Source organism: Xanthobacter lutulentifluminis, from assembly GCF_043194675.2.
GTDB lineage: Bacteria > Pseudomonadota > Alphaproteobacteria > Rhizobiales > Xanthobacteraceae > Xanthobacter.
Genome location: NZ_CM195525.1, coordinates 2742679 through 2760609 on the forward strand (window position 1 = coordinate 2742679; position 17931 = coordinate 2760609).

At 72.9% G+C, this 17931-nt stretch carries 17 protein-coding genes; 4 read left to right on the forward strand and 13 right to left on the reverse strand.

Annotation, left to right across the window (positions count from 1 at the left end; all coding sequences use genetic code 11):
- Positions 1 to 189 precede the first annotated feature (189 nt).
- The 9 genes from V5F49_RS12510 to V5F49_RS12550 form a co-directional block, all read right to left on the reverse strand.
- Positions 190 to 1236 (reverse strand): nickel/cobalt transporter, encoded by a 1047-nt coding sequence (locus tag V5F49_RS12510; protein WP_394115485.1) that lies wholly within the window; start codon positions 1234 to 1236, stop codon positions 190 to 192.
- Entirely contained in the window at positions 1233 to 1961 is a 729-nt protein-coding gene (locus V5F49_RS12515; protein WP_509210679.1) for a DUF1007 family protein, read from the reverse strand. The genes V5F49_RS12510 and V5F49_RS12515 overlap by 4 nt, the downstream gene beginning before the upstream one ends.
- A 33-nt stretch (positions 1962 to 1994) precedes the next feature.
- Complete coding sequence (locus V5F49_RS12520) at positions 1995 to 2936, reverse strand: prephenate/arogenate dehydrogenase family protein (protein ID WP_394115483.1); 942 nt, start codon at positions 2934 to 2936, stop codon at positions 1995 to 1997.
- Positions 2933 to 4072, reverse strand: a complete 1140-nt coding sequence (hisC, locus tag V5F49_RS12525; protein ID WP_394115869.1) for a histidinol-phosphate transaminase — start codon at positions 4070 to 4072, stop codon at positions 2933 to 2935. Before hisC ends, V5F49_RS12520 begins: the two co-directional genes overlap by 4 nt.
- 45 nt (positions 4073 to 4117) lie before the next feature.
- Positions 4118 to 4963, reverse strand: coding sequence for a chorismate mutase (locus tag V5F49_RS12530; protein WP_394115482.1), 846 nt, complete (start codon positions 4961 to 4963; stop codon positions 4118 to 4120).
- Between the two features lie 70 nt (positions 4964 to 5033).
- Positions 5034 to 5513 (reverse strand): hypothetical protein, encoded by a 480-nt coding sequence (locus V5F49_RS12535; RefSeq protein ID WP_394115481.1) that lies wholly within the window; start codon positions 5511 to 5513, stop codon positions 5034 to 5036.
- Between the two features lie 111 nt (positions 5514 to 5624).
- The gene (locus tag V5F49_RS12540; protein WP_394115480.1) at positions 5625 to 6194 is read right to left on the reverse strand and encodes a hypothetical protein; all 570 of its coding nucleotides are present in this window, start codon (positions 6192 to 6194) and stop codon (positions 5625 to 5627) included.
- A 2-nt stretch (positions 6195 to 6196) separates the two neighbouring features.
- Positions 6197 to 7489: a dual-specificity RNA methyltransferase RlmN gene (rlmN, locus tag V5F49_RS12545; protein ID WP_394115479.1), complete on the reverse strand. Its 1293-nt coding sequence runs from the start codon at positions 7487 to 7489 to the stop codon at positions 6197 to 6199.
- A gap of 122 nt (positions 7490 to 7611) precedes the next feature.
- Positions 7612 to 8148 (reverse strand): invasion associated locus B family protein, encoded by a 537-nt coding sequence (locus tag V5F49_RS12550; protein ID WP_394115478.1) that lies wholly within the window; start codon positions 8146 to 8148, stop codon positions 7612 to 7614.
- 421 nt (positions 8149 to 8569) lie between these two features.
- Here V5F49_RS12550 and V5F49_RS12555 point away from each other — a divergent pair, with 421 nt between their 5' ends.
- Positions 8570 to 9547 (forward strand): NADPH:quinone oxidoreductase family protein, encoded by a 978-nt coding sequence (locus V5F49_RS12555; protein ID WP_394115477.1) that lies wholly within the window; start codon positions 8570 to 8572, stop codon positions 9545 to 9547.
- A 372-nt stretch (positions 9548 to 9919) separates the two neighbouring features.
- On the opposite strand, the gene V5F49_RS12560 is transcribed toward V5F49_RS12555, so the two are convergent.
- The 4 genes from V5F49_RS12560 to V5F49_RS12575 form a co-directional block, all read right to left on the reverse strand.
- Entirely contained in the window at positions 9920 to 10315 is a 396-nt protein-coding gene (locus V5F49_RS12560) for a YkvA family protein (protein ID WP_394115476.1), read from the reverse strand.
- A 136-nt stretch (positions 10316 to 10451) separates the two neighbouring features.
- Positions 10452 to 10985: an RNA 2',3'-cyclic phosphodiesterase gene (thpR, locus tag V5F49_RS12565; protein WP_394115475.1), complete on the reverse strand. Its 534-nt coding sequence runs from the start codon at positions 10983 to 10985 to the stop codon at positions 10452 to 10454.
- A 229-nt stretch (positions 10986 to 11214) separates the two neighbouring features.
- Positions 11215 to 12861 (reverse strand): DUF3300 domain-containing protein, encoded by a 1647-nt coding sequence (locus V5F49_RS12570; RefSeq protein ID WP_394115474.1) that lies wholly within the window; start codon positions 12859 to 12861, stop codon positions 11215 to 11217.
- A gap of 108 nt (positions 12862 to 12969) precedes the next feature.
- Positions 12970 to 13674 carry a GyrI-like domain-containing protein gene (locus V5F49_RS12575; RefSeq protein ID WP_394115473.1) on the reverse strand — a complete coding sequence of 235 codons (705 nt, stop codon included), beginning with the start codon at positions 13672 to 13674 and terminating at the stop codon, positions 12970 to 12972.
- Between the two features lie 270 nt (positions 13675 to 13944).
- Here V5F49_RS12575 and dapF point away from each other — a divergent pair, with 270 nt between their 5' ends.
- From dapF to ftsY, 3 genes are all read left to right on the forward strand, one after another.
- Positions 13945 to 14802: a diaminopimelate epimerase gene (dapF, locus tag V5F49_RS12580; RefSeq protein WP_394115472.1), complete on the forward strand. Its 858-nt coding sequence runs from the start codon at positions 13945 to 13947 to the stop codon at positions 14800 to 14802.
- A complete protein-coding gene (gene mtaB, locus V5F49_RS12585; RefSeq protein WP_394115471.1) occupies positions 14802 to 16073 on the forward strand; it encodes a tRNA (N(6)-L-threonylcarbamoyladenosine(37)-C(2))-methylthiotransferase MtaB in 1272 nt (423 codons plus the stop codon). The genes dapF and mtaB overlap by 1 nt, the downstream gene beginning before the upstream one ends.
- Before the next feature lie 445 nt (positions 16074 to 16518).
- On the forward strand, positions 16519 to 17877 hold the full coding sequence (gene ftsY / locus V5F49_RS12590) for a signal recognition particle-docking protein FtsY (RefSeq protein ID WP_394115868.1): 1359 nt from the start codon (positions 16519 to 16521) through the stop codon (positions 17875 to 17877).
- Positions 17878 to 17931: the final 54 nt, after the last annotated feature.

Below are 17931 nucleotides of genomic sequence, written 5' to 3' on the forward strand. Positions count from 1 at the left end.
GGGCGCGGCGGATGGCGAGGGGCGGGCCCCGTGCCGGATCGCCGCAGCAGATGGACCTTAGGCTGGCACGGAGTGTCGCACCCGGCAATTTCGTTGTTTCAGATCAAGGCGCAACGAAATTGCCCAAAACATGGGCCTGACGAATTTTGGCGCACTGCACGCAAAACGTGCCGCGCTGCGGCGGGCCGGTCAGCCCGGCAGCAGCCGTTCGCTTTCCAGATAGCCGGTCAGCAGGGCGAAGCCGAAGGCCATCACCAGCAGGGCGGCGCCGAGCTCGATGCCGAGGCCGAAGATCCGCGCGCGCCGGTCGTCGCGGCTGGCGAGCCGCACCGCGAGGCGCTTGCCATAGACCGCCACGCCGGCGATCAGCGTCACCATCAGCGCGGTGCCCAGCCCCATGGCGAAGGCGGAGGCGACGCCGCTCGCGAACACCCCCTGCGACAGGGCGAAGGTGAGCACGAGGATGGCGCCGGAGCACGGCCGGGCCCCGGCCGAGACCACCGCCACGGCGGCCCGCCGCCAGCCGCCCCGGCCGTTCAGAAGCGCCGGATCGGGCGCATGGGTGTCGCCGCAGCCGCAATCGTCGCCATGCACGTGGCCGCTCTCTCCCCGCGCCGCAGCAACGAGGGTGCGGCCCTTCACGATCGCGAGATAGAGGCCGAACAGGCCGATGCCGCCATAGGCCGCGATCTCGATCACGTTCATGGCCCGCGCCATGGAGACGGCGGTGGCGTTCAGCACCAGCGCCAGCACCCCCACGAACACGATGGCCACCACCGCCTGCACCATGCCCGAGGCCAGCGCCAGCACCGCGCCGCGCCGCAGCGTGCCGCCGTCGGCAAGGAGGTAGGAGGAGATGACCGCCTTGCCGTGGCCCGGCCCGGCGGCGTGGAACACGCCATAGGCGAAAGAGAGGCCGGCCAGCAGGAAGGTGGCGTTGCCGTCCTGCTTGCTGGCGCGCACCGCCTGCACCAGCGCGCGGTAGAATTCCGCCTGCCGGGCCAGGATGTAGCCGGTGATGCCGGTGGGCGCGGGGGCGGCCCCCCCGAGGCCGAACGGCGTCGCCTTCTGACCGCCGGGCGGGCCGAAGCCCTGGGCGAAGGCGATGTCGGGATACAGCACCAGCGTCAGCAGCATCGCCAGCGCCAGGGCGGCCGCGAGCGCCAGCGCGCCCACTGCCAGCCAGCGCGCAGCCCGGCGCAGGCGCAGCCCACGTTCCGCAGCGAGAGCGCTCACGGGCACTTCACCGTGATCTTGTCGGCGAACTGGGCGCCATAGGTGCTGGCGGAGGTGAGGTTGGAGAAGAACGCCTCGCTCAGCTGCGAGGAGGTGGGCGGCTGGGCGGCGATGATCTCCTGCGCGCAGCCGGCGGGGGCCGACACCAGCTTCACCGGGTCCTTCTCGGCGAAGGCGAAGGAGACGAACACGGTGGGGTCGTACACCTCCAGCGTGGTGGTGCCCTTGGCCGGCGCCGGCTTCTCCAGCGGCAGGGTGAAGTGCAGGGTCAGCACCTCGTTGTCATAGGTGAGGAAATAGTCGGTCGGGTCCTTGAAGGCCAGCTTCTGCGTCGCCGTCTTGCCGGTGACGAAGTAGTTGTATTCCTTCAGCGAGGTGACGTTCACCTCGGCCAGCGGCTTCAGCACGTCGTCGCCGTAGGTGCCGTCCTTCTTCTTCTCCATGCCCTGCAGGGCGAAGGCGGAGAAGGCGTCGTCGAAGGTCCAGCTCTGCTTGACGGCGGTCAGCTTCCCGTCGGCGCCATAGACGAGCTCGGACTTCATGGTCACCCATACGTGCGGGTGCGCCGAGGCCGGGGCCGGGGCGAGCACGGCGGCGAGAAGCGCCACGGAAAACAGCGCGGCAATCGGGCCGGGGCGCGCCGAAGCGGGGCGGATCATCTGGATCGGTCCTTGTTCGTCCTTCACGTCGCCCGGCAGTTCGGCGGAATAGTGGCACGGCTCCATGGTGGCTGGATGACGGCCGGAGCGGGGTGCCGCTCAGCTCTGCTCGTGGCGCGGCTTCTCGGCGGCGCGGCGGCCGAAGTCCGGCGCGGCCGTCTCCTGCCCCTGCTCGATGATGGAGCGGCGGATCGCCCGGGTGCGGGCGAAGTGCGAGAACAGGGCGTCGCCGTCGCCGTAGCGGATGGCCCGCTGGAGCGCGGTGAGGTCTTCCGTGAAGCGGCCCAGCATCTCCAGCACCGCCTCGCGGTTGGTCAGGAACACGTCGCGCCACATGGTGGGGTCGGAGGCGGCGATGCGGGTGAAGTCGCGGAAGCCGCCGGCGGAGAACTTGATGACCTCGGAGGCCAGCGTGTCCTCCAGCTCCGCGGCGGTGCCGACGATGTTGTAGGCGATGAGGTGCGGCACGTGGCTGGTGATGGCCAGCACCAGGTCGTGGTGCTGCGCGCTCATGGTCTCCACGTTCGCCCCCGCCGCGCGCCACAGTCCGACGATGGTGGCAACCGCCGCCGGGTCCGCGCCCTCGGGCGGGGTGACGATGCACCAGCGGTTCTCGAACAGGGCGGCGAAGCCGGCGTCGGGGCCGGAGAATTCGGTGCCGGCCACCGGATGGGCGGGCACCAGGTGGGCGTGGGCCGGCACGTGGGGCGCCATGGCCTCCACCACGAAGCCCTTCACCGATCCCACGTCGGAGAGGATGGCGCCTGGCTTCAGGTTCGGCCCCACCGCCTCGGCCACGGCGGCGGAGGCGCCCACGGGGACAGCCACCACCACCACGTCGGCATCGCGCGCGGCCTCGGCGGCGCTCGTCGTCACCACGTCGGCGAAGCCGAGGGCGGTGACCCGCTCGCACACCGCCGGGTCCGCGTCGGCCACCACGATGGTGCCGGCGATGTGCTTCTCCCGCGCCGCGCGGGCGAGGGAGGAGCCGATGAGGCCCGCGCCGATGATGGCGAGGCGCGGCACGAGCGGTCGGATCACGCGTCCGCCCCCGCCATGAACGCGGTCAGCGCTTCCACCACGCGGCGGTTGGCCTCCTCGGTGCCCACCGTCATGCGCAGGGCATCGGGCAGGCCGTAGGACGCAACCGAGCGCAGCACCAGCCCGCGGCGGGTGAGGAATGCGTCCGCCTCCTTCGCCGTGCGGCCGGGGGCGGCGGGGAAGTGGATGAGCACGAAATTGGCCACCGAGGGCGTGACCTTCAGGCCCAGCGCCTCGATCTGGCCGGTGAGCCACGGCAGCCACTGCGCGTTGTGGGCGACCGCCTTCTCCACGTGGGCGGCATCGGCGATGGCGGCGGCGCCGGCCAGCAGCGCCGGGCTGTTCATGTTGAACGGCCCGCGCACCCGGTTCATGGCGTCGATCACATGGGCCGGGCCCACCGCCCAGCCGATGCGTAGCGCGGCGAGGCCGTGGATCTTGGAGAAGGTCCGCGTCATCAGCACGTTGTCGGCGGTCAGCGCCAGCTCGAGGCCGGTCTCGTAATCGTTGCGGCGCACGTATTCCGCATAGGCGGCGTCGAGCACCAGCAGCACGTTGGCCGGCAGGCCGGCGTGCAGGCGCTTCACCTCGTCGAACGGCAGATAGGTGCCGGTCGGATTGTTGGGATTGGCGAGGAAGACGAGGCGCGTCTTGTCGGTGACGCGCGCGAGGATGGCGTCCACGTCGGCGGTCAGGTCGCGCTCGGGAGCCACCACCGGGGTGCCGCCGGCGGCCAGCGTCGCGATCTTGTACACGAGGAAGCCGTGCTGGCTGTAGATCACCTCGTCGCCCGCGCCCACGTACACGTGGGTCACGAGATTGAGGATCTCGTCCGAGCCGGCGCCGCAGATGATGCGCGCGGGATCGAGCCCGTAGGCCTTGGCGATGGCCTCGCGCAGCACGGTGGCGGAGCCGTCCGGATAATCCTCCAGCTTGCGGCCGGCCTCGGTGAAGGCGGCGACCGCCTTCTCGCTCGGGCCGAGCGGGGTCTCGTTGGAGGAGAGCTTGAAGACCTTCTCCACCCCCGGCGCATGGCTCTTGCCGGGCACATAGGCCTCGATGGCGAGCACGCCCGGGCGCGGCTGCGGCCGCAGGGACCCGGTGGCGGAGGGGGTGTCTTTCAGCACGGCGGACATCTTGATCAACTCCAGAACCTCAACATCGCGGCGGCGCGCGCCGCGTCAGCCCCCCACCCGGTGCAGGGCGGCATGGCTGCCCACCTCGGTCAGCGACCGGATGCCGGCGCCGGCCTCGGCGAGGGCGTCGGTCACCGTTGCCACCGCATGACCGGGCGGCACGGAGACCAGCAGAGCGGCGCCGTCCAGCGCCTCGTCGGGGGCCACCACCACCTCGGCGAAGGCGGGTATGGCACGCCCGGCCCCCGCGCTCCATCCGCTCACGCGCAGCGAATAGACGCGCACCTCCCGCACCGCCGCATCGGCGATGGGGTGGGAGACCACGAACACCGGCAGGCCGGCGGGATGGTCGGCCCGCTCCACGAACGGCAGGCGGGCGATGATCTTGGGCGCGCCCTCGCCCTCCAGCGCGGTCCACCACGGATCGGCGGCGCTGGGGGCTGCGGTGGCGGCGATGAGGCCGAGATCCCCGCGCGAGCCCTTCACCGCGTCGATCACCCCGCGCGCGCCCATGTGCGGCACGAACGGCACGGTGAAGCCGAAGTGGAAGCGGGCGGAATCCCGCATGGCCGGCTCGCCCACCGCAAGGTCGGCGTGGACCGAATAGGGCGCCTGGACATAGGTGAAGGTGGCGATGATGACGCGCCAGATGCTCTCCACCGTGTCGAGCGGCAGGAGGCCGGCGTGGCGCTCCACCAGCCGGCGCATCATGTCCGCCTCGCGCGCCGGGCGGAAGGCGGAGCCGCCCTCGGCGCCGGCGGTGCGCTTCACCTGCACCAGCCGGTCGATGATCTCGCTCCGCTCCATGAGCAGGCGGTGCATGGCCTCGTCGATGCGGTCGATCTCGGCCCGCAGGTCGGAGAGGGAGGGGGGAGCGTCAGTGTGTGTCATGGCGTTCGCGCAGCTTTGGGGGCGAGGCTTACCGGGAAGATAGCGGGGACGCAAAGGATAGTTGGGCCGCTCACTCCGCGCCCGGGGGCCTCAGGCCGGCGGTGCGGCCGGCAATCGCCCAGTAGACCAGCCCGCCGAGGCTCCCCGCCAGGAACAGGTCGCCGGCCACGCGCCACTGGATGGGATCGCCGAGATGCTCGGCGACGAGGGACAGCAGCAGCCAGCCGAGCACGGCGCCGATGCCTCCGGCCAGCACGTGCGCCCACGCCCGGCGCAGTCCGTGGCGCTCGGAGGCCGCCATCCAGAAGGCTGCGGGCAGAAAGCCGAACACGGCCGCCACCAGGTATCCCAGTCCGCCGGAGACGATGGCGACCATGTAGATCAGGGACATGCCGGCGGGCCAGCCCACCTGCAGCGCGATCAGGTCCATCACCCCGCCGATGGCCGGCAGCGCGCTGACCATGGCGATGGTGCCCGCGAGATAGGCGAGGGCGAGGCGGGCGAGCCGGCGCCACCGGGCGCGCGGCTGCGGCTCGGCCGGCGGGCTCATGGTGCGTCCCGGCTCATCGTGTGCGGGCTCATGGCGCGCGGGCTCATGACGCGTCCCGGCCGATGGGGCGTTTCGCTTGACGCGCGCGGGTCACCTGGCGCGCGCGGGGGCTCATTGCGCGGGCGGCTGCGGGAGGCGGGGCGGCGCGGGCGGGGCAGGGGGCGCGGCAGGGGCCGCGGGCGGGGTGTGCGATCCGGGCGGCGGCAGCCGGCCCGCCAGCTCCGCGCCCGAGCGCAGGATCGGCTTGAAGAAGCCGGCGGTGGAGCCGGCCACCACCCAATAGACGAGGCCCCCCGCGAGGCCGGCGGCCACCGTGTAGAACGGGTCGCCCGCCACGGCGGCGTCGCCGCGGGACGGGGCGAACAGCTGCGCCCCGATCAGCGCCGAGACCACGCCGTTGCCCGCATGGAACATCCACGAGCGGATGGCGAACGCCTCCGAGAACAGGATGCCCACCGCCGCCACCAGCCACATGAGCATCATCAGCACGAACAGCACCGTCACCGTGGTGACGATGGCCACCACGAAACCGAGCGCCGCATCCTCCGTCCGGTTCGTCTCGAGCAGGGTGCCGATGCGCCATTCCCCGATGAGGATCACGCACGCCCCGGCGATCACCGCCGCGAAATAGCCGAGCGGGACCAGCAGGAAGCGCAGCAGCAGGCGGGCGAGGTTGTCCACGCCTACTCCTCCTGCGCCATCATGGCGCGATAGGCGAGGCGCTCGCGGGCGGAAAGCTTCTCGCTCTCGCTCTTCAGCTGGCCGCAGGCGGCGAGGATGTCGCGCCCGCGCGGCGTGCGCACCGGGCTCGCGTAGCCGGCGCGGAACACGATGTCCGAGAACCGCTCGATGGTCTCCCAGTCGGAGCACTCGTACTGCGTGCCCGGCCACGGGTTGAACGGGATCAGGTTGATCTTCGCCGGCACGCCTTCCAGCAGCTTCACCAGCGCCCGCGCGTCGGCGGGACTGTCGTTCACGCCCTTGAGCATGACGTACTCGAAGGTGATGCGCTTGGCGTTGGAGGCGGCGGGATAGGTGCGGCAGGCCTCCATCAGCTCCCTGATGGGGTACTTCTTGTTGATGGGCACCAGCACGTCACGCAGGTCGTCGCGCACGGCGTGCAGCGAGATGGCGAGCATGGGCCCCACCTCCGCGCCGAGCCGCTCGATCTCCGGCACCACGCCGGAGGTGGACACCGTGATGCGCCTCTTGCCGAGGCCGAGGCCGTCGCCGTCGGAGAGGATCTCGATGGCTTCCTTCACGCTGTCGAAGGCATAGAGCGGCTCGCCCATGCCCATGAAGACGATGTTGGTGACGAGCCGGTCGCCCTCGGTGGGCAGGCCCGGACCCACCGCGCGGTCGCGGCCGGGATAGTCGCCCAGCCGGTCGCGGGCCACCATCACCTGCGAGACGATCTCGGCGGCGGTGAGGTTGCGCACGAGGCGCTGCGTGCCGGTGTGGCAGAAGGAGCAGTTGAGGGTGCAGCCCACCTGCGAGGAGACGCACAGGGTGCCGCGGTCGCTCTCTGGGATGTAGACGGTCTCGATGTCGTGGGGCCGCTCGCCCGGATGATCGGCGGGGAAGCGCAGCAGCCACTTGCGGGTGCCGTCCTGCGAGACCTGCTCCATCACGATCTCGGGGCGGGCCAGCGTGTAGGCCTCCTCCAGACGCGCGCGCAGGTGCTTGGAGACGTTGGTCATCTCCGCAAAGTCGGTGGCGCCGCGCAGATAGATCCAGTGCCAGAGCTGGTTGACGCGCATGCGCCGCTCCGACCCCTTCACGCCGATGGCGTCGAGGGCGGCGGAGAGGCGGGCGCGGTCGAGGCCGACCAGGGACGGGCGCGCGGCCTCCGGCGCGGCGTCCGACGAGGTCACGGGCGCGGCGTCATGCGCGGGCGCAGGCTCTTGCGCGGGCACAGGGTCTTGCGCGGGCGCGCTCGCCTGCGCGGCGTCGGCGGGGCTGGGTGTGGACATCATGGCGTCACACATAATCCCTCTCGCCCCGCCTTTCCACGGGAGAGATCCGCCCCGCGCGCAGGGCGGGGGCCGGGGCATGCGGGATCAGGCGCGGCCCCGGAGCCGCTGTCCGGCGCCTGGCGCTACTTGCACTCCTGCGCCACGCGGTCGAGCGCCTGCCCGAGGCCGGTAAGCGAATACTTGTCGGTGGTGGGGTTGCCGCGCAGCGAGGTGGAGACCACCGTCACGTCCTTGCCCCGGCGCATGGCGTCCACCAGCTTGGCCTCGTCGGCCACGTTGCGCACCCAGGCGCCCTCGTTCTTGGTGTAGAGCTGCAGCTGCATGCTGCCGACCGTCAGCTGCGCGTCCGAGCCTTCCTTCAGCGGGAAGCCCATGGTCACGGTGATCTCGTTCTTCACGTTCTCGCCCGGGCGGGTGGAGACGAAGAAATAGGCGGGATCGCGCTTCAGCCCTTCCGGCGCGCGGGTCTTGGGCTGGGAGATGGCGTAGCAGACCTTGGGGCTGGTGGTGGAGACGTAGACGCTCCAATCCCCGAACTGCGCCACGGACTTGGACTGCGGCTGCCCCTGCGCGCCGGCGGAGGTCGCCATGGCGCAGGCAAGGACGGCGCCCAGCAGAGCCGGAAGGACACGAGTCGGGTGGACACGAGGAAGCGTCATGGCTTCTCCTATTTCACTCTGGCCCGGTTGCCCGTTCCCGGCCCTTGCGGCGCGGGGCCGGGCCGGTAGCGGACGTCAGCGTGGCAGACATCAGCGTGGCACACGCCTGCGGTAGCCGCGCAGCCGGACAAAAAAATGGCGTGGACGTCTTGCGTTTTCCTAAACCAAAGGCTCCGCTCCACACCAGATGCCGGGTCCGTCCACCGGCGATTCGAGGCTGCGAGCGGCTTTGCGCGGACTGCCCGGCCCCGGTTGACCCGCGCGGGCGCCCCCGGGCAGGACCGGACTGCCGCAGCGGGACCGAATCTCTAGCCGGAGCTTCCTCGGAGCAGGGTTAAATTTTGGTAATCCGCCACGCCTGCGGGACACATCCCGGCCGGCGCGGCGTTCGGCACAGTCCGTCGCGAGGGAAGGAGAGCTGATGAAAGCGGTCGTCTGCGTGCGCCATGGTCCCCCCGAGGCCCTCGAGGTCCGCGAGCTGCCCGATGCCGTGGCCGGCCCCGGCGAGGTGGTGGTGCAGGTGGCGGCGGTCGGGCTGAACTTCTTCGACACGCTCATCATCCGCGACATGTATCAGATCAAGCCGGAGATGCCGTTCTCCCCCGGCGCCGAGTTCGCCGGGCACGTGGCGGCGCTGGGCGAGGGCGTGGAGGAATTCGCCGTCGGCGACCGGGTCTGCGGGTACATGACCTACGGCGCGGCGCGCGAGCAGGTGACGGTGAAGGCGTGCTACCTGGCGCGCGTGCCGGACGACCTCGACCTCGTGAAGGCGGCCGGCCTCATCGTCACCTACGGCACCTCGCTCTATGCGCTGCGCGACCGGGGCGAGCTGAAGGCCGGCGAGAGCCTCGCCGTGCTCGGCGCGGCGGGCGGCGTGGGCCTTGCGGCGGTGGAGCTCGGCCGCATCCTCGGCGCGCGCATCCTCGCCTGCGCCTCCTCGCCGGAGAAGGTGGCGTTCGCCATCGCCCACGGGGCCGACGAGGGTTTCGACTATGCCAAGGGCGAACTCAAGGGCGCGCTGAAGGCGTTCGGCGCCCCGCGCGGCCTCGACATGGTGTACGACCCGGTCGGCGGCGACATGGCTGAGCAGGCGCTGCGCGCCCTCGGCCCGCTCGGCCGCTTCCTGGTGGTGGGCTTTGCCGCCGGCGAGATCCCGAAGATCCCGCTCAACCTGCTGCTCATCAAGAATTGCGACGCGCGCGGCGTCGCCTTCGGCTTCCATGCGCGGGACAACCCGCTGTGGCTGCGCGATGCGGTGGCCGAGCTGGTGGGCTATGCCCGCGACGGCCGCATCTCCGCCCATGTGGACAAGACCTTCCCCCTCGATCGCTGCGTCGAGGCGCTGGGCGAGATCGCCGGCCGCCGGGTCAAGGGCAAGGTGGTGCTGACGCTGGACTGAGGTCCGCGGAGCCGCCGTCGCCGCTCGGCCGCACGGCGCGGCGGACGACCGACGGAGCGATGCCCGCCTTGAGCCGGACGGGAGATGTGCCGTCCGGCAGTCGCGGGCCATGTACCGGCGGGCCGGGCGTGCCCCGCCTCCGTCGCGGGTGGGCTCGGCTGCACTGCCGGTATCGGCGCAGGTTGCCCCCGCGTTCGGACCGGGCGCATTGCTCCGGGTGGCGGAAGCCGGTCGGGGCTGGTGCCTCTCGCGCCGGCGGGACGGCGCAGGCGGCCGTGTCTGGTGATCCGGGCGGGGCGACGCGACGGCCCTGCCCGAATGTGCAGCGGGACGCGCGCCCGGCGCCGTCCGCGCTCTCCGCCGGTCGCGGCCTCAGGCCTTGCCGGAGCGCAGGCGGTCCAGCGCGTCGCGCGCCGCGTCGTAATGGCGCGGCAGCACATGGCCGGACAGCAGCCGCAGCGCGCCCACCAGCACCGCTGCGTCGTCGCCGAAGCCGATGAGCGGCAGGAAATCCGGCGTCAAGTCTACCGGCAGCACGAAATAGGCGAGGGCGGCGAGCAGCGTCGCCCGCACCTTCAGCGGCGTCTGCCGGTCGAAGGCGGCGTAGTAGCTCGCCACCGCGTCCTCGGCGAACGGAATGCGCGCCGCATTGGCCCGCATCTTGTCCCAGAAGCTGCGCCGGACGCTCGATGCGTCACGCGTCGCCTGCGCCTCCTCATCGCCGGACAGGCTGTCGAAGGCGTCGAAGGGGGATGTGCTGTCAAACATGGAAATCACATGGGGATGGCGCGCCCGCCCGCAAGGGCAGGGGGCGTCGGACGGCGCGCTGCGTGCGGTCCCCGCGGTCAGCACCGGCGCCGGACGGAACAGCAGGCCCTGTCGCGGCGCGCCAGAGCCCGCCGGATCACAGCAGCGGGTAGGCCGCCTCCACCAGATAGGGGCCGCCGCCCACGGAATCGCGCGAGGAGAACAGCACGAAGCGCGGCACGTGGAAGGTCTGGCTGCGGTAGGGGCCGCGGGTGGCGAGATAGTCGGCCACCTGCCGGGACGAGGCGTCGCGCAGGCGCGCGAGGGTCACGTGCGGCTTGAAGTTGCGTCCCTCCGCGCCGAGGCCGAGGCGCTGCATGATGCGCTCCTGCTCGGACTGCAGCTCCATGAGCGCGGGGGTGGCGCGCACCGCAGCGAACACCGCGCGCGGCTTGTGGCCGCCGAACTGGTCCAGCCCGTCCAGCATCAGGTCGAACGCCGGGCGCCGCACCTGTCCGAGCATCAGCATGATGTCACGGGCGGTGGCGTCGTCCACGTCGCCGACGAAGCGCAGGGTGACGTGATAATTCTCGGGATCGATCCAGCGCGCGCCGGAAAGGCCGCCGCGCAGCATCGAGAGGCCGAGCCCCACCTCCCGGGGAATTTCGATGGCGGTGAACAGTCGCGGCATGCGGCTCTCCGCGATGGGTCGGCTTCGGCGCGCCGGGCGGGCCCGGCTGAGCCCACAGTGAAGGAGATTCGCGCCCCGAAGGAAAGAGAGGCGGCGCCATGGCCGCCTCCCGCGTGGTTTCGGCTGCGCCGCCGCGCGTCGCTCCGGCTCCGGGTGACCCGGTTCCGGTCAGGCGCGGCGTCCGCCTTGCCGCGAGCGTGCGGCTCCGCCGGGGGGCGGAGCCGGTGCCTCAGTTGCGGCGGCCCTGCGGCCGGGCGCGCTGCTGCTGGGGCCGCGCCCGCTGCTGCGGCCGGGCCTGCTGGTGCGGCCGGGCGCGCTGCTGGGGCCGCGCCTGATGCTGCGGCCTTGCCTGCGGGCGCTGCTGCGGGCGGGCCTGCTGGGCGCGGTTGCGCACCTGCTCGCCGCTGGGGCGCTGGGTCGGGCGCTGCACGTTGCCGGGCCGGTTGCCGGTGGAGGGCCGCTCCACATTGGGCCGGTTGCCGGCGCCGGGGCGCTCGGACGGCAGCTGCGGACGCTGCGGGCCGCCGGTGCCGGGGCGGTTCTCCCCGCCGGGGGGCACGATGCCGGGCCGGTTGGGACCACCGGGACCGCCGGGCTGGCCGGGACGATCGGGAATACCGGGGCGGCCGGGTCCACCCGGTCCTCCCGGTCCACCGGGCTGGCCGGGGATGCCGGGCATTCCGGGGCGACCGGGTCCACCCGGACCACCGGGCCCACCCGGACCACCGGGGCCGCCCGGTCCACCGGGACCACCAGGACGGCCGGGCAGTCCAGGACCACCGGGCCCACCGGGACCACCCGGTCCACCGGGACGGCCGGGAACGCCGGGACGCATGGGCGGGGGACGCACGCCGGGCTGTCCGGGCCACGCGCCACCGGGCGGCGGGGGACGCACGCCGGGCGGCGGCGGCACCGGCCGCCACGGGCCGGGGCCCCACGCCGGCGGACGTCCGCCCCAGCCGGGTCCCCAATAGGGCGGGCGCACCCACGCGGGCGGCACCACCCACACCGAGTTCCAGCCGCGGTTGTTCCAGCCCCAGCGGTTGTTCCACGCCGAGCCCACCAGCACGCCGGTGCCGAACAGCAGGGCGCCGGTGGCGAAGGTGGTGAAGACGGAGGAGCTGTCGTAGGTGGGAACGTAGATGCGCTCGGGATTGGTCGGCGCGATGTAGATGGTGCGCTGGCCGCCTTCCTCGCGGGTGGTCACCACCTGCTGCGGGGTGCTGGCGAGGTTGCCCACGCTCTGCGCCTTGGCGCGCAGCATCTGGACGGTGTTGGAGACGTCCTGCGGCTGGGTGGAGAAGGCGAGGCCGAGGGATTCGGTCCATTCCATGTGGTCATGCAGCAGGCGGACCACGTCCGGGAAGCGCACCAGCGCCTTCACCGACGAATCCCAGCCCATGCCGTCGACCTGCGCGAAGTTGCGCGCCTGCACGAGGCGCGGATTCGCCTCGATCCAGTTGTAGGCCTCCACGAGCTGCTCGGGGAACAGGGTGGCCGGGAACAGGATGGCCAGCAGCGGATCGGGATAGAGCGCCACCGGGCCGAGCAGGTACTCGAGATCGGTCAGGGAATAGACCGGACCGCTGGCGGCGGCGGGATCGACCGCCGGGGCGGTCGGCAGCGGCACCTGCGACTGCTGCGGCGCGGGCGGCGGGGCGGACTGCGGCACGACCACCGGCGCGGCCGCGGCATCTGGCGGCGGCAGCGGCTGGCCGACCGGCGGCGGCGCGGACTGGACCTGCGGATCGGCGGGCGGCGTCTGGGCCAGGACGGGATAGACCGCCGTCGCCCAGCCGAACACCGCCGCGACGGTGACGCGCGACCAGTTGCCCGCGCGCCCCGATGCGCATGTGCTTACTGAAAAACCTGCCATTCGGCTCTCCTGCCTGCGGCGTTCCCGCGGGCGGTTCGCGCCGCCGCGCCGGGTGGTGTTGGCGAAGCGGCACGGGACGTGTCCGTCCCCGCTCCGCAACCGGAATCGTTACGGCAACGGGACGAGTATGTCGATCTCCAGAGATTCCGGCGAAGCTGTGACGATGTCCGTACGATATTGTTCAATGTACATCTCGTTCTGGTCGACGTTCTTCTCGTCCAGATAATTGGCTATCTGCTCGTAAGTATTGTCCATATCCGAGAACGAGCCGGTGTGAGCGAATTTCAGCACCTTGCCCGCGTGGGAGCCTGCGAGCTTCATGCCGCCGCCCGGCTTCTGGGTGGTGGCGCCGGAGAAGGGCACCTGCACCTCGTATTCGAAGCTCAGGTCGTCGCTGGAGGTGTAGACGATGAAGGTGTCGCCGGCGCGGGTGAGGCCGAGCCGCGCCAGCTCCTCGTTCACCTGCTTCACCGCTGCCACCAGCTTGTCGTAGGCCTCCTCCCAGGTGGCGTTGCCCGACAGGGCGAGCACCGGCACCGGCGAAAGCGTGATCTCCTGCGGCGCGAGGGCGCGGCCGCCGGGGGCGACCGGCGTGGTCTCCACCGGCTTGGGGTCCACCACCGGCGGCGGGGTCAGCGGCGCCTCGGCAGGCGGCTGGGCGGCAGGCGGCTGGGCAGCGGGGGGCGTCTGCGGCTGGGCCTGCGCCAGGGCCGGCCCGGAGAGCGCGGGCGCGAGGGCGAGCTGCGCGCCCAGGAGGGCACAACCTGCGGCCCGTGTCATCGTCTCGACATTGACCCACCGGAACCCGGCCATTGCTCATCCTCCGCGCGCCGCCGAAGCAGTCGAACTGCGCTTCTAGCATGTTCTCGAACGCCGGGGAGGCGGCGTTTCGGCGGGATGCGGGCGGATCCATGGCAGGGCTTGCGGGGGCAGGTCCGGGCCGCGGAACACGCGGCCGCCGGCGGCGGCGCGGGGCGGCCGGCGGCCGGGCGTTGCCGGGCCTGCGCCGGGCGGGGGTGGTGTCGGCCGCCGATCGGCGCCATATAAGGCGCACGCATCCCTGGAAAGTCGCTGGCGCCCATCGTGAACCCGCTCGCCCATCGCCCCTTTGTGAAGATGAACGGCCTCGGCAACGAGATCCTCGTGCTGGACCTGCGCGCCGATCCGGTGGAGGTGCCCCCGGCCGCCGCGCGGGCGCTGGCCCGGCCGCACGTGCTGCCGTTCGATCAGGCGATGGTGCTCTATCCGCCGCGCCGGGCGGATACCGCGGCGTTCGTGCGCATCCTCAACAACGACGGCTCATTCTCCGCCGCCTGCGGCAACGGCACCCGCTGCATCGCCGCGCTGGAGGCCGCCGCCACCGGCGCCGACCACATCCTGTTCGAGAGCGAGGCCGGCCTGCTCGACTGCCGGGTGCTCGCCGGCGGGCAGGTGGAGGTGGACATGGGCGCGCCCCGGCTCGGCTGGCGCGACATTCCCCTCTCCCGCGACGTGGGCGACACCACCGCCGTCGCCATTCCCGGCTTCGAGGCGCTGGGGCCGGCCTGCCTCGTCAGCATGGGCAACCCGCACGCCGTCTTCTTCGTGCCCGACGCCGATGCCGTGGACGTGGAGGCGACCGGCGCGGCGCTGGAGCGTCACCCGCTGTTTCCCGAGCGCGCCAACATCTCGTTCGCCAGCCTCACCGCGCCGGACCGCATCCTGCTCCACGTGTGGGAACGCGGCGCCGGCCGCACCCGCGCCTGCGGCACCGCCGCCTGCGCCACCGGGGTCGCCGCCGTGCGCACGGGGCGGGCGGGTCGCGCCGTCACCGTCACCCTGCCGGGCGGCGATCTTTCCATCGCCTGGCGCGCGCGCGACGGCCATGTGCTGATGACCGGCCCCTCCGAGCGCGAGTTCGACGGCATGCTCACCCCGGCCATGCTGGGGGAGGCCGCCTGATGGCAGGCGCGGAGGCGCGCGTCATCAGCTTCGGCTGCCGGCTGAACGCGCTGGAGGGCGACGGCATCGCCCGCGCCGCGCGGGAGGCGGGGCTGGAGCATGCCTTCGTCGTCAATACCTGCGCCGTCACCGCCGAGGCCGTGCGGCAGGCCCGCCAGGCCATCCGCCGTGCCCGCCGCGAGGACCCGGCGCGCCCCGTCATCGTCACCGGCTGCGCCGCCCAGACCGACCCCGACGCCTTCGCCCGCATGGCGGAGGTGAGCCTCGTGCTGGGCAATGTGGGCAAGACCGAGCCCGCCCTGTGGGCCCAGGCCCGCGCCGCGCTGGAGCAGGGCATCGCCGAGGGCGAGAAGGCACGGGTGCAGGACATCGCCACCGTGCGCGCCGCCACGCCCCACCTCGCGGCGAGCTTCGACGGCCACACCCGCGCGTTCGTGGAGGTGCAGAACGGCTGCGACCATCGCTGCACCTTCTGCATCATCCCGTTCGGCCGCGGCCCCTCGCGCAGCGTGCCCATGGGCGCGGTGGTGGATCAGGTGCGCCGGCTGGTGGCCGGCGGCCACCGCGAGGTGGTGCTCACCGGCGTCGACCTCACCGCCTATGGCGCCGACCTGCCCGGCGCGCCCGCCCTCGGGCGGCTGGTGCGCGCGGTCCTCGCGCAGGTGCCGGAGCTGGAGCGCCTGCGCCTGTCCTCCATCGACGCAGTGGAGGCGGACGACCAGCTCCTGCGCGCCTTCGCCGAGGAGGAGCGGCTGATGCCGCATTTGCACCTCTCGCTCCAGTCCGGCGACGACCTCATCCTCAAGCGCATGAAGCGCCGCCATTCGCGCGCGCAGGCGCTGGAGCTGATCGCGGCGCTGCGGCGCGCCCGCCCGGACATGGTGCTGGGCGCCGACATGATCGCCGGCTTTCCCACCGAGACCGAGGCGCAGGCCCGCGCCACCCGCGCCTTCGCCGAGGAGGCGGGCCTCGCCTTCCTGCACGTCTTCCCCTTCTCCGCCCGCCCCGGCACCGCCGCCGCGCGCATGCCGCAGCTGCCCGCCGCCGTGGTGGCCGAGCGCGCCCGCCGCCTGCGCGAGACCGCCGCCGACCTCCTGCGCCGGCATCTGGCGGGAGAGGTGGGGCGGCAGCGCCATATTCTGGTGGAGGCCGGCGGACGCGGCCATACCGAGCATTTCACCCCCGTGCGCCTCGCCCGACCGGCGGCGCGCGGGAGCCTCGCCGCGCTGCGCATCGCCGGGCACGACGGCGCGCGCCTGATCGCGGCGTGACCTCCATCATGAACGGCAGGCAGACATGAGCCAGGACGATCCCACCACGCCCCCGGCCCCCGAGGCGCCCAAGCGCAAGAAGGGCTTCTGGAGCTGGCTGTCCGGCTCCGGCGATCACGACGCCCCCGCGCCGGCCGGTGATGCCGCTCCGCCGGCTCCGGCCGACAGCCCGGAGGTTCCGGCGCCCGCCGGCGATGCCGCTCCGTCTGACGCTGCTGGCGCCGCGCGCGCCGCCTCCACGGAGGCCGACGCGCCTTCGGCGCCGGAGCAGGCCGCCTCGGGCGCGCCTTCACCCCGTGCCGAGGCGGCAACGCCCGCGCCGGCCGGCGAAGTCCCTGCGCCGGCTGAAGGCTCCGCTCCGCCCGCGCCCGCCGTGCCGGCATCCGATGCGGCCTCGGCCGATGTCCCGACGGCTGGTCCGGATGATGCCGGGCCGCCCCTCGCCATGCCGCAGACCGATGTTCCGGCGGCCACGGCCTCGGCACCCATTCTGGGTTCGCCGGCGGCGCCGGCCACTGCGTCCGGCCTTGTCGCGCCCCCGCCTGCCGCGCCGGTCTCGCTCTCGGGCCTGCCCGAGCCGACCCCAGCGCCCGCCCCGGTGCCTGCCGTTCCGGCGGCGCCGGGCGGTCCTGCCGCCGCCGAGCCGGCGGCACAGCCCGCCGCGCTGTCACCGGCGGGCGCGCCTGTCGCTTCGCCCGCGCCGCCCGCCGGGGCCCCGGCTTCCGAAGCGCCCGCGCATCCGGCGGTGGACGCCACCGCGACAGCCTCCGATGGTCCTGCCTCCGATAGCCCCGCCGGGGGTGGTGAGCCGGCCGCGGCGTCGCCGGTGGCCGCCGATGCGCCTTCGCCGGCCGAGATCCCTGCAGAACCCGCCGCCGAGCCGGGGCGCAAGGGCTTCTGGAGCCGGCTCGTCTCCGGCCTCGCGCGCACCGCGGGCAATCTCGGGCAGGGCATCACCGACCTCGTCTCCAAGCGCAAGCTCGATGCCGACACGCTGGAGGAGCTGGAGGACGTGCTGATCCGCGCCGACCTCGGCACCGAGACCTCCGCCCGCATCGTCGCCGCCGTGGGCAAGGGCCGGCACGACAAGATGATCTCCCCCGAGGAGGTGAAGGGCCTGATCGCGCAGGAGGTGGAGACCATCCTCGCCCCGGTGGCGAAGCCCCTGGTGGTGGATGCCGCCCACAAGCCGTTCGTGGTGCTGATGGTGGGCGTCAACGGCTCGGGCAAGACCACCACCATCGGCAAGCTCGCCGCCCAGTGGCGCGCCGAGGGCCGCAAGGTGGTGCTCGCCGCCGGCGATACCTTCCGCGCCGCCGCCATCGAGCAGCTGAAGGTGTGGGGCCAGCGCACCGGCGCCCATGTCATCGCCCGCGAGCAGGGCGCGGATGCCGCCGGCGTCGCCCACGACGCGCTCACCGAGGCCCGCGCGGAGGGCGCCGACATCCTCATGGTGGACACCGCCGGCCGCCTCCAGAACCGCGCCGAGCTGATGGCCGAGCTGGAGAAGGTGGTGCGCGTCATCCGCAAGCTGGAGCCCACCGCGCCCCATGCGGTGCTGCTGGTGCTGGATGCCACCGTCGGCCAGAACGCGCTCTCGCAGGTGGAAGCCTTCACCCGCATCGCCGGGGTCACCGGCCTCGTCATGACCAAGCTGGACGGCACCGCGCGCGGCGGCATCCTCGTCGCCATCGCTGCCAAGCACAAGCTGCCGGTGCACCTCATCGGCGTGGGCGAGGGGGCGGACGATCTCCAGCCCTTCGCCGCCCGCGACTTCGCCCGCGCCATCGCCGGCCTCGACTGAGGCCATCGGCGGGCGCAAGGGCGCCGGGGGAAGCGGTGCCCGCGCCCGCCGACG

Coding starts and splice junctions, on each gene's coding strand:
- V5F49_RS12515 (WP_509210679.1), bottom strand. CDS start 1,961: ATGGAGCCGTGCCACTATTCCGCCGAACTGCCGGGCGACGTGAAGGAC.
- hisC (WP_394115869.1), bottom strand. CDS start 4,072: ATGTCCGCCGTGCTGAAAGACACCCCCTCCGCCACCGGGTCCCTGCGG.
- V5F49_RS12530 (WP_394115482.1), bottom strand. CDS start 4,963: ATGACACACACTGACGCTCCCCCCTCCCTCTCCGACCTGCGGGCCGAG.
- V5F49_RS12535 (WP_394115481.1), bottom strand. CDS start 5,513: ATGAGCCCGCCGGCCGAGCCGCAGCCGCGCGCCCGGTGGCGCCGGCTC.
- rlmN (WP_394115479.1), bottom strand. CDS start 7,489: ATGATGTCCACACCCAGCCCCGCCGACGCCGCGCAGGCGAGCGCGCCC.
- V5F49_RS12550 (WP_394115478.1), bottom strand. CDS start 8,148: ATGACGCTTCCTCGTGTCCACCCGACTCGTGTCCTTCCGGCTCTGCTG.
- V5F49_RS12555 (WP_394115477.1), top strand. CDS start 8,570: ATGAAAGCGGTCGTCTGCGTGCGCCATGGTCCCCCCGAGGCCCTCGAG.
- V5F49_RS12560 (WP_394115476.1), bottom strand. CDS start 10,315: ATGTTTGACAGCACATCCCCCTTCGACGCCTTCGACAGCCTGTCCGGC.
- thpR (WP_394115475.1), bottom strand. CDS start 10,985: ATGCCGCGACTGTTCACCGCCATCGAAATTCCCCGGGAGGTGGGGCTC.
- V5F49_RS12570 (WP_394115474.1), bottom strand. CDS start 12,861: ATGGCAGGTTTTTCAGTAAGCACATGCGCATCGGGGCGCGCGGGCAAC.
- V5F49_RS12575 (WP_394115473.1), bottom strand. CDS start 13,674: ATGGCCGGGTTCCGGTGGGTCAATGTCGAGACGATGACACGGGCCGCA.
- mtaB (WP_394115471.1), top strand. CDS start 14,802: ATGGCAGGCGCGGAGGCGCGCGTCATCAGCTTCGGCTGCCGGCTGAAC.
- ftsY (WP_394115868.1), top strand. CDS start 16,519: ATGCCGCAGACCGATGTTCCGGCGGCCACGGCCTCGGCACCCATTCTG.